This window comes from Roseobacter sp. HKCC-CH-9351, assembly GCF_037830295.1.
In the GTDB taxonomy this organism is placed as follows: Bacteria; Pseudomonadota; Alphaproteobacteria; order Rhodobacterales; family Rhodobacteraceae; genus M30B80.
This window is the reverse complement of the sequence record NZ_JBBLYM010000001.1, coordinates 1,803,489-1,819,020: the sequence shown is the minus strand read 5'-3', so window position 1 is coordinate 1,819,020 and position 15,532 is coordinate 1,803,489. Positions and strand designations below refer to the sequence as shown.

Here is a 15,532-nt window from a genome sequence, read left to right as displayed (position 1 = left end):
ATTGCCTCAGTCGATCATAGCAGGCACCAAGCCGTGATGGGTTTGATGACCACCCTTCAAGATATGCGCCGCCCGCCTTCTCTTTTGCGTGCGGCGCGCTTTGCCGCCGCAGGTCAAAAACCCTTGCGCCAATCAAGCCAAGATCTTTTGGCACGCGAAGAAGCCCTCAATACTGCGCGCTTGAGAGGGGCTGCCCATTACTCGCCCACCCAACATATCACGACCCTTGCCGCGCTGATCCAACTGGCTGAGCGCAAAAGCACAGATGCGACTGTCGGAAAAGAAAACCGCCCCAAGCTTGTGGCATGGGGCGGCGAAAGATCCAGTGACCTAGACGCTCAGATAAAGGCGTCTGGCATCTCAGATTTGCGTTGCGCGATATAGGCCTTGAGGGCCTCGTCAACCGCGGGGTCTAGCGCGGGCTGGACATATTCAGACAGCATTTTGTCCACCCGCGCAGCCGCCAAGGCCACGCTGTCACGGCTGCCCTCATCAACCCATGTTTCATATGGCTTGTAATCAAGCACATTGGTTTTCCAAAAGGCGGTTTTGAAATTCGCCTGTGTGTGCGCACAGCCCAAGAAATGCCCGCCCGGGCCAACCTCGCGCAACGCATCCATCGCTTGGGCATTCTCGTCAATCGGCACACCCGCCGCCAAATGGTGCAACACGCCAAGCTGATCCGCATCAAGCACGAATTTCTCAGGGCTTGCGGCCAAGCCGCCCTCAAGCCAACCGCAAGCATGCAGCATGAAATTCACGCCAGACAGCAAACCCATATTCAGCGAATTTGATGTCTCATAGGCTGCCTGCGCATCGGGCAATTTCGAGCCGTTAAACGACCCTGCCGAGCGGTAAGGCAGGTTTAAGCGGCGCGCCAATTGCCCTGCACCATAGGTGATTTGCGCAGCTTCTGGCGTGCCAAATGTTGGTGCGCCTGAATTCATATCAATCGATGTCACAAAGGCCCCGAATATCACAGGCGCGCCTTTGCGGATCATTTGGCTATAGGCGACAGCCACCATCACCTCGGCCAACACTTGGGTCAGCGTGCCCATAACCGAAACAGGCGCCATCGCGCCCCCCACGATAAAGGGCGAGACGATGCAAGCCTGATTATTCGCAGCATAAACCTCCAATGCGCCCATCATGGTTGCATCGAAAGTCAGCGGGGAATTGATATTGATCAGCGATGTCATGACCGTGTTATTGGTCGCGAAGTCTTCGCCGAACAGAATTTTGCACATATCAACCGAGTCTTGCGCCCGCGATGGTTCGGTGACCGACCCCATAAAGGGCTTATCGCTCAGGCTCATATGCGCATAAAGCATATCAAAATGGCGCTTGTTGACGGGAATATCGGTAGGTTCGCACACTGTGCCACCCGAATGGTGCAGCCATTTCGACATATAGCCCAGTTTCACGAATTTCTGAAAATCAGCCATAGTCGCATAACGGCGGCCGCCGACAATGTCCCAAACAAAGGGAGGGCCATAAACAGGGGCAAGCACCAAAGATTTGCCGCCGATCTCAACACTGCGCTCTGGGTTACGGGCGTGTTGGATAAACGAGGACGGCGCGGTTTTAATCAGGCTGCGCAGCAGTCCCTTGGGAAAACGCACACGCTCGCCGTTGACATCGGCCCCCACATCTTTCCATCGCTTCAGCGCCTCGGGATTTTCCACGAAATTGACACCGATCTCTTCGAGAACAGTTTCCGCATTCGCCTCGATGATCTCTAGCGCCTCGTCCGAGAGGATTTCGAGATTGGGGATTTTGCGTTCGATATATTTCGCCGCTTCAAGTTTGGGTGCGCTGCGCTCCGCACGGCGGGCGGCTCCGCCACCCCCTCTGCCCCGACGTCGATCTGCTGCTGCTTCGCTCATGATTTTGCCCTCTCGAAGTGACATAAATTTCAATCCCGCACAAATTGCGGGGCAGGTGTGTTGCCGCTTTTATCTTGCGAAACAATGGGGGCGATGGCGATTTGCGCCATTTGCGAGGGGAAAGCGACATTCGCGCTCTTGCGCGCGCGCAAAGCCTCGCCTATGCGAAGCATATGACGATAGAACCAATTGCCCAATCCCATGAGCGGCTTCTGATCATTGATTTCGGCAGCCAAGTGACGCAACTGATTGCCCGCCGCCTGCGCGAGCAAAATGTGTATTGCGAAATTCACCCCTATCAAAATGTCGATGCCGCGTTTTTGGAGGAATTCGATCCCAAGGCGGTGATTTTCTCGGGTGGGCCAGATTCGGTGATGCGCGAAGGATCCCCGCGCCCGCCGCGCGCCGTGTATGATCTGGGCGTGCCGATCATGGGCATCTGCTATGGCCAGCAGGTGATGATGCAGGATCTAGGTGGCAAGGTTGAGGCAGGCGAACACGCCACCGCCGAATTTGGACGCGCCTATGTGACCAAAACCACCGCCCAATCAGATTTTGTGGATGGATGGTTCAGCGCGGAAGATGGCCGCGAACAAGTTTGGATGAGCCACGGCGACCATGTTAGCAAAATTGCTGATGGGTTCGAAGTGCTTGGCACATCCCCAGGCGCGCCTTTTGCGATCACCGCCGATGTGAACCGCCGTTTTTACGCGGTGCAATTCCACCCCGAGGTGCATCACACCCCCAATGGCGCGCAGCTCTATAAGAATTTTCTCTCCATCGCAGGTTTCCGCGGCGATTGGACAATGGCGGGCTATCGTGACCAAGCGGTCGCCGCCATTCGCGAACAGGTCGGCGATGCTAAGGTGATTTGCGGCCTGTCAGGCGGGGTTGATAGTTCGGTCGCTGCGGCCCTCATCCATGAGGCCATTGGCGATCAGCTCACTTGCGTCTTTGTGGATCATGGCCTGCTGCGCATGGGCGAGGCTGAGGAGGTGGTCACGATGTTCCGCGACCACATGAACCTGTCTGTGATCCACGCGCAAGAACAGGATTTGTTCCTTGGTGCGCTCGAAGGGGTCAGTGACCCCGAGGTGAAGCGCAAAACCATCGGCAAATTATTTATTGATGTGTTCCAGAAATATGCCGATAGCATCGAAGGCGCCTCCTTTTTGGCGCAGGGCACGCTTTACCCTGATGTCATTGAAAGCGTAAGCTTTTCTGGCGGGCCAAGCGTTACTATCAAAAGCCATCACAATGTGGGTGGCCTGCCCGAAAAGATGGGGCTGAAACTGGTCGAACCCTTGCGCGAATTGTTCAAGGACGAGGTGCGCGCCTTGGGTCGTGAACTGGGTCTGCCCGCACATTTCATCGGCCGCCACCCCTTCCCCGGGCCTGGTCTTGCGATCCGTTGCCCCGGCGAGATCACCCGCGAAAAGCTAGAAATCCTGCGCAAGGCCGATGCGGTTTATATCGACCAAATCCGCAAGCATGGGCTTTATGACGAGATTTGGCAGGCCTTTGTGGCGATCCTGCCCGTGCGCACCGTGGGTGTGATGGGCGATGGCCGCACCTATGATTATGCCTGCGCCCTGCGTGCGGTGACATCAGTTGATGGGATGACGGCGGATTATTACCCGTTTAGCCATGATTTCTTGGGCGAAACCGCCACCCGCATCATCAACGAGGTCAAGGGCATCAACCGCGTGACCTATGACATCACCTCAAAACCTCCCGGAACGATTGAGTGGGAGTGAGCCGCGATGTATGTCTCTGTCACAGGTCTGAAAACCAAAGGCATGATCAGTTGGATCAGGTTTTGGGCCTTGGCAATCCCCGCCTTTCGCGCCTCGCAAACGGCCAAAGGCGCGCGCTTTGTCGGCACGAAAATCCGCCAAGGTGTGCATCATACCTTGACCGTGTGGGACAGCAAAGCCGATATGATGGCCTATCGCAGATCACCTGCGCATCTTAAATCCATGAGGGTGTTCGCCCAAATTGCTACGGGCAAGGTGCATGGATATGAGGCCGATAATATTCCGACATGGGAAGCAGCTTTGGCCGAATATGACGCAAAGGCACGTGACGTTTAAATTGTCCCTCAACTCTCAGGCGCCACGTAAACACCCTGCTCTTTAAGAGCGTCAATCACTTCTTCGGGCATATAGGTCTCATCATGGCGGGCGAGGATTTCGGTTGCTTCAAACACGCCATCAATCAGGCGGCCTGTGCCAACCATGCCTTCGCCCTCGCCAAACAAATCTGGCAGAACACCCGTGTAAGACACAGGGATGGAGGCCGCGCCATCGGTGACGTTGAAGGTGATGGTCGCCCCTTGGCCGCGGCGCAATGTCCCCTCCTCCACAAGGCCGCCGATGCGGAAGGTTTTATTCGCTGCGGGCGGGTTTTCGGCCACCTCGGCGGGCGGCATGAAGAAATTGATGCCATCACGAAACCCATACCCAACCAGCGCGGTCATGCCGACCAGGCAAAACACGGCCAGCATAACAATCTGAATACGGCGTCTTTTTTTCAATGTTTGCATCGTCTTACACCTATCATTCCATCACGCCGTCACGCGAGGTCATGGGAAAAGCGCGAGGTTTTCTAACCCTTGCTTTTCGTCAAACCCAAGCATCAGATTGGCGTTTTGCAACGCTTGACCCGATGACCCTTTGCACAGGTTATCAAGCGCGGCAAAAACAATCGCGCGGCCCGCGCGCCGATCCTTTGCCACCCCTATATAGGCATGGTTCGAGCCGCGCACATCATGCGTTGACGAGGCTGCGCCAAAGGGTAGCACGTGCACGAAAGGCTCAGATGCATAGGTTGCGGCCAATGCGTCGTAAATCGCCTCAGCCTCGCCTTTGACATAGACCGTGGCCAAGATCCCGCGGTTAAACGGGGCGAGATGGGGGGTAAATTGCACCTCAACCTTGCGCCCTGCGAGGGCTGAGAATTCTTGATCAAATTCCCCCAAATGGCGATGCGTGCCGCCTACCCCATAGGGGTTTGTGCCTTCCGAGAGTTCAGCATGAAGCAGGTTCTCTTTTAGGCTGCGCCCTGCCCCCGACACGCCAACCACCATGTTAATGATGATCTCATCAAGATCAATCAGCCCCGCCGAAATCAAAGGCCGCAAGGCATATTGCCCCGTGGCCGCGTTGCAGCCCGTGCCTGCGACAAGGCGCGCCGCTGATATCTCATCACGGTAAAATTCAGTCAGACCATAGACCGCTTCGGTCTGCAATTCTGGGGCGGCATGGGGCTGGCCATACCATTTTTCATAGGCCACAGGGTCGCGCAGACGAAAATCCGCGGAGAGATCCACAATTTTCAAATTGCGCGGCAGGTCTTTGATCACCGCCTGCGAGGTCGCATGGGGCAGCGCGCAAAAGGCCAGATCAATATTCGTGAAATCAATTTCTTCAATTTTCTGAAGAACGGGCAAATCTAAATGACGCAAAAAGGGAAACACATCCCCCATCGCCATGCCCGCCTTGCGCTCGCCTGACAGGGCCACGATGCGCATGCCCCCATGCACATGGATCAGCCGTACCAATTCCGCGCCCGTATATCCAGAGGCCCCTAGGATCGCGATATTCTTTGTCATTCCATCTCTTTCATGCATCAGGAAGCTCTGCCTGTTCAAAGGCAATCTTGCGGCGCAAAAACTGTGTGGCCTTGTTCGATACTTTTTGCGGGTCGCCCGTTGTCAAAAACTTCGTCACGGCCCCCGCACCTGCCATTTCAGGGCGGCGGGTCAGATAATCGGCCAAACTTTCGGCAACCAGATTGGGCTGGCTGTATACCGCCACATCAGGGCCAAGGGCAGTGTGGAAATGCTCTTCAACCAGCGGGTAATGGGTGCAACCCAAAATGGCCGCCTCGGGGCGCGGCATACGGCGCAACAGCGCCTCAACATGGCTGCGCACCATCGCCTCAGCCAAGATCATATCGCCCATCTCAATCGCATCCACCAAGCCGCCACAGGGCTGTGCTTCGACATCAACACCAATGGCGCGAAAGGCCAATTCACGTTGAAACGCGCGGCTTGAGACAGTTGCAGGCGTGGCAAAAAGCGCCACATGTTTTACCGCAACTTCGCGGGGGGGCGAGTTATCCCCCCATTGCCGCTCGGTCAGCGCCTCAATCAGGGGGACAAACACACCAAGGACGCGCTTGTCTTTCGGAACCCACCCCTCCTGCATCCGCCGCAACGCGGCCGCAGAGGCGGTGTTACAGGCTAAAATGACCAGATCACAGCCTTGATCAAACAGGCATTGCACCCCGCGCGTGGTCAGGTGGTAAATATCTTCTGCATCCCGCACCCCATAGGGCGTGTGCGCGTTGTCGCCAAAATATACCAACGGCAAATCGGGCAATCGCCGCGTGACCGCATCCAACACTGTCAGCCCGCCAAGGCCTGAGTCAAATATGCCGACCGCCATCTTCCTGCCTTTCATGCCGCTTGGCGAGACGCTTTTGATCAAATTCAAACCCGCGCAAGCGAGGGTCAATCGGCGTTTGGCTCAAGCGATAGGTTTCGCTGCGTAGAAAATCCATCAATGCGGGCGGATTGTCCAGATGAGCTGCCATATCTTGCCGCGAAATTGGCCTGCCCACTGTCACCTCAAGCGGCACTTTCATCCGTTTGCGAAATTCACGGATCAGCAACCCCATACGCAAGGTGACATGGATATGGCTCATGATCTGGAAAAGACGCGAATTCTGCCCTTCAAAGAAAATCGGGATCACGGTTGCGCCTGAACGCGCGACCATGCGCGCGGTAAAGATCCGCCAATCTGGATCCATCGGAACGCCAAAAGGCTTGGCCGCAGTCGAAACTGTGCCGCCAGGAAAAATGCCAATCGCGCCCCCGTGATCCAAATAGGAAAACGCGGCCTTGCGTGTGGTGATGTTTTGCGCAACCGCCTCTTTGGTTTCATCGAAGGAGACGGGCAGAATGATCCGCTCAAGATCGGGGGCCTTGCGGAAAATCTGATGCGCGAGAATGCGAAAATCCCCGCCCCGGCGCTGGGATAGGATATGCCCCATAATCAACCCATCCAAAATGCCAAACGGATGGTTCGCAATCAAAATCAGTGGCCCCGCCTCGGGGATGCCCTCGAGCCCTGCCCCGTGATACTTGATCTTCAGGCCGTAGCGATCGCACATCACCTGCCAAAAATCATGACCTGCCGCCACTTGATCCTCATAGCCTTCGGCACGGCGGATCAAGGACAGGCGCCCTGTCGTGTTTTCCAACAAACGGATCACCGCACGCCCCATTCGGGTCTGCGCCGAGGTCGCATAGGTGATATCACGCGCCACCTGATAACGCTTTAATTTGCGGGGATGTTCTGTCATCCATGCCCCCGCTTTGGCCAACCCCAAAGGCAAATCAGCTCTAACGCAACATGGGCGGCAGCCACCGCCGTGATCTCGCCCGTGTCATAGGGGGGGGAAACCTCAACCACATCGCCGCCGATTAGGTTAATCCCCGCCAATCCGCGCAGGATCAAGGCCACCTCACGGCTGCTCAAGCCCCCCCAAACAGGCGTGCCTGTTCCCGGGGCATAGGCCGGATCAAGCGCATCAATGTCAAAGGAAAGATAGACAGGCGCATCACCAAGCCGCGTGCGGATGGCTGAAACCACATCCGCCACACCGCGCCGCGCCACATCTTGGGCACTGATGATTTCGATGCCCAGATTGTCGTCCACCACTGTGCGAATACCCACATGGATTGACCGCTGAACATCAATCAAACCTTCCTTCACCGCCTTGTAGCAGAAGGTTCCATGATCCACCCGCGCAGGCGCATCATCAGGCCATGTGTCGGTATGGGCATCAAATTGAAGCAAGGCCACGGGCCCGAATTTGGCCACATGGGCGCGCAAAATCGGCAGGGTGATCGAATGATCCCCGCCCAAGCTGATGACATTCGCCCCTTGGGCCAAAATGCCCGCAATATGCGCCTCAATTGCGGCGGGCGTCTGCGCGGGTTGCGCATAATCCAGTGCCATATCGCCGTAATCGGCAATCGCAAATTGCTCAAGCGGCGAGAAACCATCCCACCCAAAGGGCGGATCAAAAGGTTGCAAACTTGAGGCAGCGCGGATGGCGCGCGGGCCAAATCGGGTGCCTGCGCGATGCGTCACCGCCTGATCAAAGGGAATGCCTGTAATAGCCAAGTCCACCCCCGATAGGTCTTTAGACAGTTTGCGGCGCAAAAAAGAAGGCACCCCAGAAAACGCATTCTCAAATGCAAGCCCTTTGAACGATCCCGCCGTAATGGCCAGATCTATTTGGCTTTTGGCATCTTCCAGCGCCATTTTGCGCCTCTCCCTTACTGTCCCTGATCCGTTCTGTTCTAGCTTTGGGAAAAACTCAAGCCAAACCCGCCGCGGCGACTGGCCTCAAGGGTGAAATTCGACTAGATCTAGCCCAAAGATCAAAAAGGATGGGCAGATGACCGAGCAGACCGATAAATTGCGCCAAGATTTTATTGACGCGATGAGCCTTTGCGCGAATTCCGTCTGCGTGGTCAGCACCGATGGCGTTGCAGGTTTGGGGGGCTTGACCGTCTCGGCCATGAGTTCTGTTTCTGCAGACCCAGACACCCAAGCCGATGGCCCAACCATGTTGATTTGCGTTCATGCCAACTCGACATCGTTGCCTATCATTCTGGAAAATGGAGTATTTTGCATCAATATCCTCGGACAAGGATCTGATCAAACAGCAGAAATTTTTGCAGGCCGGCATGGCCTCACAGGGGCTGCGCGCTTTGACAGGGTTGCCTATGCCCCGCTTGCAACGGGCGCGCCCGTTTTCTCAGATGCTTTGGCCGCCTTTGATTGCACCATTTTGAAATCAGACACCATCGGGACGCATCATGTGATTTTCGGCGTAGTGCGCGCCGTGACCCTATCCGATCAGACCGACCCGCTGATTTACCACAAACGCCGCTTTCGCGCTCTTGCGCCCGAAACCAAATAAAGGGATGCGCCATGTATGATCGTGATCTGATTGAAAATGGCGGCGGCTCTATGGCCCGCCTTCTCGAGATCATGCGCGCCTTGCGCGACCCAGAGGCGGGCTGCCCTTGGGATATCGAGCAAGATTTCGACAGCATCGCCCCCTACACGATTGAGGAGGCCTATGAGGTGGCCGATGCAATCTCGCGCCGTTCATGGGGCGAACTGCGCGGCGAATTGGGGGATTTGGTTCTGCAATCGGTCTATCACGCGCAAATGGCGGAAGAGGCAGGGTATTTCACCTTTGACGATGTTCTGCGCGACATTTCCGAAAAGATGGTCGCGCGCCACCCGCATGTGTTTGGTGCAGAAAATCGCGACAAATCGGCAGACCAACAGGTCGAAGATTGGGAAAAGATCAAAGCCCGCGAGCGCGCCGCCCGTGCGAAAACGGGGGTTTTGGCCGATGTCGCACTCGGCTTGCCCGCCTTGATGCGGGCGGAAAAGCTGCAAAAGCGGGCAGCACGCGTGGGGTTTGATTGGCCGCAGATTGATCAAGTCATCGATAAAATCGCCGAAGAATCCGCCGAATTGGCCGAGGCGCGCGCGACCCTCCCCCAAGAGAAAATTGCCGAAGAAATGGGGGATTTGCTGTTTGTGATGGCCAATCTGGCGCGCCATCTCAAGGTCGACCCTGAAACGGCCTTGCGCAAAGCGAATGAAAAATTCACCCGCCGTTTCAATTATATAGAAAAAGCACTTCGGGCTGTTGGTCGCAGCGCAGATCAGTCCAACCTCGAAGAGATGGAAGCCCTATGGCAAGAGGCCAAGACCCAGGGGCTGTAACGCCGCCATCTTGCCAAGCCTGTGATTTTGGTTACCTTCCTGCCTTGGCGCGATTTTGGGGCGCCTAACCTAGGAAAGCGTGCACTGATGAGCCAAGCAAACCAACAGCGCCCCGCATTGGCGGCGCTCTGGATGACGGGGGCAATTGTCGCCTTTACTCTGATGGCCATCGCAGGGCGCGCTGTCTCCTTTGAATTGGACACATTCGAGATCATGACCTATCGCTCGGCTGTGGGGGTTGTGGTGGTTGCGATCCTTGCCACGGTCTTTGGCAAATGGGGCGAGGTCAAACGCGACAAGCTGCCGATGCATATGGGGCGCAATATCTTTCATTTTGCAGGGCAAAACCTTTGGTTTTACGCGATCACTGTGATCCCACTTGCGCAGGTCTTCGCGCTTGAATTCACCTCGCCGCTTTGGGTCATGCTTTTGGCTGCCCTGTTTTTGGGCGAGCGTTTGACGCGGCTCAAGCTATTTGTCGCGGTTGTGGGGTTCATTGGTATCTTGCTTGTCGTGCGCCCTTGGGTGGCGCCCCCCTCTGCAGGAATGATCATTGCCGCAGCGGCGGCGCTTTGTTTTGCCAGCACCGCGATTTTCACCAAGCGCCTGACGCAGAGCCAAACCATCACCTGCATCATGTTTTATCTCACGATCATGCAACTGGTCTTTGGACTGGTGTGCAGCCTTGCCGATGGGGATATGGCCTTGCCGACAGGGGGCAATGTAGCGTGGATTGTTTTGATCGGCTTTGCGGGGCTCGTGGCGCATTTTTGCCTGACATCCGCCCTCAGTGTCGCGCCCGCCTCGGTGGTGATGCCACTGGATTTTGTGCGCCTGCCTGTGATCGCACTGATTGGGGTCATGCTCTATGCCGAACCCCTTGACGCCATGGTGCTTTTGGGGGCAGCCCTTATTTTCGGGGCGAATTACCTCAATATTACAGGCGCCGCGCGGCTAGAACGCCGCAATTCCGCCACCAGCTAAATGTAACTTTTTAAGCATTTTTTATATATACAAGAAGGGTGTGCTTACGCTTAATGATCACCAAGGGGGATCATTGTAGGAGGGACGCCCATCATGACCCGTAAGCGTTGGTTGCTTGCACCCGTTTATTCACTTTATGCAGCCTGTGCATTGGGCAAGTCGCCCATGCAGGGGGGCCTAGATCAAACCACATTCTCACCTCTCATCCTGTTCGAGGATGGCGGTTTTGCCGACATCAGCGCACAGCGCCGCGATATTACTGTGTCAGGCGCACTTATCGCCACGCCAAACGTGGGCGCACAAAATGTCCTGCAAAACCGCACCACGCTGGGTTTGGGATAAAAGCAAGATTTGGGTGATCGCATGGGCGTGGCCTTGCAAATCACCACCCCCTATGCTGCCAACACCGCCTATAATGCGGCGGGCTATCCGCTGAACGGCACCACTGCCACATTGGAAAGCCGTGCGATCACGGCGCTTTTATCCTATCACGTCGGCCAAAACGCCTTTGCTTATGGTGGTCTGCGCCTGTTGAAATCGGATGGTGATATTTACGTTTCGCTGAATGCAGGCTTGCCGAATGTCTTTTACTACCGCTTTGATGGCGAAAGCGATACAGGCTTTGGCTATGTTCTCGGGCTTGCCTATAGCCGCCCTGAATTCGGCACCCGTCTAGCCCTTAGCGATACCAGCCCGATTGATTTGACGTTTTCAGGCCAAGAGGGGCGGGTATTGGGCGCGGCAGGCGCGACCCCTGCCCTCAGCGACACGCGGTTTGGCGTTGAGATGCCCGCAACCCTCAGCCTTGATTTTCAACAGGGCATTGCGACCAACACCGCCCTTTTTGGCCGCATTCAACAAAGCCGTTGGGGGGGATTTGAGATCAGGCCAAACCTCTATCCCTCAGGGGCATTGGTCACCTATCGCGATGATGTCATACGCTATGATTTGGGCGTAAAGCATCGCCTAAGCGAGGAATGGGGTATATCGGCACTGAATTCGCAAGAACCGCAAACGGGCGGCCTATCAAGCAACCTTGCCCCTGTTGATGGCCTACGCGCCTTTACGCTTGGGGCCGAATATACGCGCGGCAATGCGGCCATCGGGTTTGCCCTCTCTGATGTGCGATTTGACGACACAACAACGGGGCTTGGAACCACTCCCTTTGCGCGGTTCAACGGAAACAGGGCAAGGCTTGTCACGATCCGTCTCAGCCATCGCTTTTAAGGCCGCGCGCAAAATCGCCATTGGAATCTGGCAGGTTTTCGGGATAGACCTGCCAAAACAAGGCTTTGGCAAAGGCGGCAGGCCCTATGGATATGCTTTATAAATCCGCAAGCGATTGGCGTGCAGCGGCGCAAAAACAGGTTCTTTTTTTTGGGATGTCAGGCCTTGGCAAGACACGGCTTGCCAATTTGCTACGCGATGCAGGGGATTGGTTCCACTATTCCATCGATTACCGCATTGGCACCGCCTATATGGGCGAACATATTGTCGACAATCTCAAACGTCAGGCAATGCAAGTGCCGTTTCTGGCAGATTTGCTGAAGTCGGATTCTATTTATATCGGCTCAAACATCACGTTTAACAATCTCGCGCCGCTCTCTACCTTCCTCGGAAAACCTGGTGATCCTGCCAAGGGTGGGGTCGGGTTTGACGAATATATGCGCCGTCAGGCGCTGCATCGGCGCGCTGAGATCAACGCCCTTTTGGACACGCCCAGCTTTATCATCCGCGCGCGCGACCTTTATGGATATGCCAATTTCGTCTGCGACACGGGCGGCTCTATTTGTGAGGTGGTTGACCCCAATGACCCGCAAGACGAGGTGCTGCGCACGCTTGCGCAAAATTGCCTAATGATTTGGATTGAAGGTAGCGAAGATCATACTGAGGAATTGATCCGCCGTTTCACCCGTGCGCCAAAGCCCATGTATTACCAACCGCAATTTCTGAACGCGCGATGGGCTGACTATCTGGCAGAAACGGGGCTGTCGCCCGATGCGGTCAATCCAGATGACTTTATCCGAAACACCTATGCGGCGGCCTTGCATCATCGCGCTCCGCTCTATCGCGATATGGCGAAAAACTGGGGCCTGAGGGTCAGCGCCGAAGATGTGGCGCGTGTGTCCGATGCCCAAGATGTGATTGATTTGATCGCCTCTGCCCTTGAGGCGCGCGGCGAGATCACCTAAATCCCCTTTTCGCGCTGAAGATACGGATCAACAAATGCCGATAACCCTGCCAACCAGCCTACCTGCATTCTCCATCCTTCGGGATGAGGGGGTGATGGTCATGGGGCGCAGCGCGGCAGAAAGCCAAGATATTCGGCCATTGAAAATTGGGCTTTTGAACCTGATGCCCAAGAAAATTCAGACCGAGACGCAATTTGCCCGCCTGATTGGCGCATCGCCGTTGCAGACGGAATTTTCGCTGATCCGTATGAGCGAACATGAAACCAAGAACACTGCCGCGGAACATATGGCCGAATTTTATCAGCCATTTCGCGATGTGCGCGACCAAAAATTTGATGGCCTAATCATCACAGGCGCGCCGATTGAGCATCTGGATTTCGAAGATGTGACCTATTGGTCCGAGCTGTGCGAAATCTTCGAATGGACGCAAACCAATGTCCATTCCACCTTTGGCATTTGCTGGGGCGGGATGGCGATGATCAATTATTTCCACGGCGTCAAAAAACATATGCTGCCCGCAAAGCAATTCGGGTGCTATCGGCATCGCAACCTGCAATCAGACAGTCCCTATTTGCGCGGGTTCTCCGATGATTTGGTGATGCCCGTCAGCCGTTGGACGGAAATGCGCCGCCCCGAGATCGAGGCCGCGGGCCTGCCCGTTTTGCTCGACAGTCCCGAGGTTGGCCCTGCCTTGGTCGAAGATAGCGCACATCGCGCGCTCTATATCTTCAATCATCTTGAATATGATAGGACCACCTTGGCCGAAGAATATCAACGTGATCTGGGCAATGTTCAGGTGGACGGGGCTAGTATCGCCCTGCCCGTCAATTACTTCCCTCACGATGATCCAAGCCAAAAGCCGCTCAACCGCTGGCGCAGCCATGCCCATCTTCTATTCGGCAATTGGATTTCGGAAATCTATCTGACGACACCCTTTGATATGGCGCGCATTGGTCAAGACAGCACCGATCTGCGGCGGTGATAGACGGGCGCAAGATGCGTCCCTATATTCATCCCAGACTGCACTGGGAAATTGGCCATGATTGATAGAAAACCATTTGATGGCGCCATTACGCGCTATTTTGAAGACGATGCGCCTGAGACGATCCGCGCGGCCCTAAAGACGGCCGAGACTTGCGACATTCTTGATCCGACTTATCCCTATGCTGCGCGGATGCAAAATAGTCTCTACATGGCTGAAATGACCGCGTTGCAAATCGAACTGGCAAAATTCCACGCATGGGTGCGCGAAACAGGGCAACGAATTGCCGTGATTTTCGAGGGGCGCGATGCCGCAGGCAAGGGAGGCGCGATTGCGCGCGTCATGGAAAACCTAAACCCGCGGGTGGCGCAAATTGTGGCCTTGTCGAAACCCAGCGAAACCGAAGCGGGGCAATGGTATTTCCAACGCTATATTCAGCATCTGCCAAGCCGCGGGCAAATTCGGCTCTTTGATCGCTCATAGTATAATCGGGGCGTTGTGGAACATGTGTTCGGGTTTTGCACTCCCGCGCAACGCGAGGCCTTTTTTGCCCAAGCCCCAGGGTTCGAGGATATGCTGCTCGAGGATGGGATCAGCCTGACGAAAATCTGGCTCAATCTGGGCCGTGCCGAACAACTGCGCCGCTTTTTGGCGCGTGAAAATGACCCGCTCAAACATTGGAAACTGTCGCGTATCGATGTCGATGGTCTGGCGAAATGGCACGAATACAGCGCCGCGATCCGCGAAACCCTAACCCGCACCCATACCGCGACAGCGCCTTGGCATGTGATCCGTGCCGATGATAAACGCCGCGCGCGTTTGGCGGTGATCCGACAGATTCTCAGCCAGTATGAGTATCCAGAAAAAGACCCCAACCTTGCGTCCGCCCCCGATCCTGCCATAAGTGGCGGGCCTGAGGCTTGGACAGATCAAGGGGACAATGCGTAAACAGGGCTATCATCACGGCAATTTGCGTCAAGCCTTGGTTGAGGCCGCTTTGCGGTTGATCACCGAAAAAGGCCCTGCAGGTTTCACCTTGGCCGAGGCGGCCAAGGATGCGGGCGTGACCCCTGCCGCCGTGTATCGCCATTTTCAAGGCCGTGAAGAATTGATCACCGAGGCAGCCTTGCAAGGTCACGCGATCTTTCGCGAGGCGATGGAGGCCGCGTTCAACAGCAAATCAGCCCCTCTGGCCGCATTCGAGGCCACGGGCCGCGCTTATTTGCGTTTTGCGCAATCTTATCCTGGTCACTACATGGCCATGTTTGAAAGCGGCCTTTCGGCCAATGCCCATCCTGATTTGGCCCGTGCATCAGAAAGATCCCGCGCGATTTTGGAACGGGCCGCCGAGGCACTTAGCGCACAATTGCCCGCCGACAGACGCCCGCATGCATCTATGTTTACCGCACATATCTGGGCCATGAGCCACGGGGTGGTAGAACTCTTTGCGCGCGGTCGCGAGGGCGGCAATGCCCCCTTCCCCGCCGAAGACCTTCTTGAGGCAGGGATCGGGATTTATCTGCGCGGTCTTGGCCTGCTCGACAAAGACTGTTAGCGCAGGACATAGGATGCGTCTCGCAGTGCCAAAAAAATGGCACTGGCCCGTAAAATTTACAAAAATGTGACGATCTCTCTTTTAGGAACACAAGAAAACCCTTATAG

17 protein-coding genes and 1 pseudogene are annotated in these 15,532 nt (G+C 55.7%); 12 read left to right on the top strand and 6 right to left on the bottom strand.

Annotated elements, in window-relative coordinates:
• Positions 1-45 precede the first annotated feature (45 nt).
• A complete protein-coding gene (locus AAC632_RS09125; RefSeq protein WP_340296722.1) occupies positions 46-384 on the top strand; it encodes a DUF6477 family protein in 339 nt (112 codons plus the stop codon).
• On the opposite strand, the gene AAC632_RS09120 is transcribed toward AAC632_RS09125, so the two are convergent.
• Positions 339-1,886, bottom strand: a complete 1,548-nt coding sequence (locus AAC632_RS09120) for a trimethylamine methyltransferase family protein (protein WP_340296724.1) — start codon at positions 1,884-1,886, stop codon at positions 339-341. The two genes, AAC632_RS09125 and AAC632_RS09120, sit on opposite strands and share 46 nt — an antisense overlap.
• Before the next feature lie 173 nt (positions 1,887-2,059).
• Here AAC632_RS09120 and guaA point away from each other — a divergent pair, with 173 nt between their 5' ends.
• Positions 2,060-3,643 (top strand): glutamine-hydrolyzing GMP synthase, encoded by a 1,584-nt coding sequence (guaA, locus tag AAC632_RS09115; RefSeq protein ID WP_340296726.1) that lies wholly within the window; start codon positions 2,060-2,062, stop codon positions 3,641-3,643.
• A 6-nt stretch (positions 3,644-3,649) separates the two neighbouring features.
• Positions 3,650-3,979 (top strand): hypothetical protein, encoded by a 330-nt coding sequence (locus AAC632_RS09110; protein ID WP_340296728.1) that lies wholly within the window; start codon positions 3,650-3,652, stop codon positions 3,977-3,979.
• An 8-nt stretch (positions 3,980-3,987) separates the two neighbouring features.
• Here AAC632_RS09110 and ccmE read toward each other — a convergent pair whose 3' ends face one another.
• Genes ccmE through speB form a run of 5 tightly spaced genes read right to left on the bottom strand, consistent with a single transcriptional unit; the run spans position 3,988 to position 8,224 of the window.
• The gene (gene ccmE, locus AAC632_RS09105; RefSeq protein WP_340251321.1) at positions 3,988-4,431 is read right to left on the bottom strand and encodes a cytochrome c maturation protein CcmE; all 444 of its coding nucleotides are present in this window, start codon (positions 4,429-4,431) and stop codon (positions 3,988-3,990) included.
• Positions 4,432-4,470: 39 nt separating this feature from the next.
• Positions 4,471-5,499 (bottom strand): N-acetyl-gamma-glutamyl-phosphate reductase, encoded by a 1,029-nt coding sequence (gene argC / locus AAC632_RS09100; protein WP_340296729.1) that lies wholly within the window; start codon positions 5,497-5,499, stop codon positions 4,471-4,473.
• 10 nt (positions 5,500-5,509) lie between these two features.
• A complete protein-coding gene (locus AAC632_RS09095) occupies positions 5,510-6,337 on the bottom strand; it encodes a glutamate racemase (protein WP_340296730.1) in 828 nt (275 codons plus the stop codon).
• On the bottom strand, positions 6,318-7,256 hold the full coding sequence (locus AAC632_RS09090) for a lysophospholipid acyltransferase family protein (RefSeq protein WP_340296731.1): 939 nt from the start codon (positions 7,254-7,256) through the stop codon (positions 6,318-6,320). Before AAC632_RS09090 ends, AAC632_RS09095 begins: the two co-directional genes overlap by 20 nt.
• The gene (gene speB / locus AAC632_RS09085; RefSeq protein WP_340296733.1) at positions 7,253-8,224 is read right to left on the bottom strand and encodes an agmatinase; all 972 of its coding nucleotides are present in this window, start codon (positions 8,222-8,224) and stop codon (positions 7,253-7,255) included. The genes AAC632_RS09090 and speB overlap by 4 nt, the downstream gene beginning before the upstream one ends.
• Before the next feature lie 136 nt (positions 8,225-8,360).
• On the opposite strand from speB, the gene AAC632_RS09080 reads away from it, so the two are divergent.
• The 9 genes and pseudogenes from AAC632_RS09080 (at position 8,361) to AAC632_RS09040 (ending at position 15,425) form a co-directional block, all read left to right on the top strand.
• Positions 8,361-8,888 carry a flavin reductase family protein gene (locus AAC632_RS09080; protein ID WP_340296734.1) on the top strand — a complete coding sequence of 176 codons (528 nt, stop codon included), beginning with the start codon at positions 8,361-8,363 and terminating at the stop codon, positions 8,886-8,888.
• A gap of 11 nt (positions 8,889-8,899) precedes the next feature.
• The gene (mazG, locus tag AAC632_RS09075) at positions 8,900-9,712 is read left to right on the top strand and encodes a nucleoside triphosphate pyrophosphohydrolase (RefSeq protein ID WP_340296736.1); all 813 of its coding nucleotides are present in this window, start codon (positions 8,900-8,902) and stop codon (positions 9,710-9,712) included.
• 87 nt (positions 9,713-9,799) lie between these two features.
• Entirely contained in the window at positions 9,800-10,696 is an 897-nt protein-coding gene (locus tag AAC632_RS09070) for a DMT family transporter (protein WP_340242765.1), read from the top strand.
• A gap of 93 nt (positions 10,697-10,789) precedes the next feature.
• Positions 10,790-11,038, top strand: a complete 249-nt coding sequence (locus AAC632_RS09065; protein ID WP_340296738.1) for a hypothetical protein — start codon at positions 10,790-10,792, stop codon at positions 11,036-11,038.
• Positions 11,039-11,047: 9 nt separating this feature from the next.
• Positions 11,048-11,923, top strand: a complete 876-nt coding sequence (locus AAC632_RS09060) for a hypothetical protein (protein WP_340296740.1) — start codon at positions 11,048-11,050, stop codon at positions 11,921-11,923.
• 92 nt (positions 11,924-12,015) lie between these two features.
• A complete protein-coding gene (locus tag AAC632_RS09055) occupies positions 12,016-12,888 on the top strand; it encodes an ATPase (RefSeq protein ID WP_317655781.1) in 873 nt (290 codons plus the stop codon).
• 34 nt (positions 12,889-12,922) lie between these two features.
• Complete coding sequence (locus tag AAC632_RS09050) at positions 12,923-13,870, top strand: homoserine O-succinyltransferase (protein ID WP_340296742.1); 948 nt, start codon at positions 12,923-12,925, stop codon at positions 13,868-13,870.
• A 57-nt stretch (positions 13,871-13,927) separates the two neighbouring features.
• Positions 13,928-14,818: pseudogene (gene ppk2, locus AAC632_RS09045) on the top strand (polyphosphate kinase 2).
• Positions 14,811-15,425, top strand: coding sequence for a TetR/AcrR family transcriptional regulator (locus AAC632_RS09040; protein WP_340296744.1), 615 nt, complete (start codon positions 14,811-14,813; stop codon positions 15,423-15,425). Before ppk2 ends, AAC632_RS09040 begins: the two are co-directional and overlap by 8 nt.
• Positions 15,426-15,532: the final 107 nt, after the last annotated feature.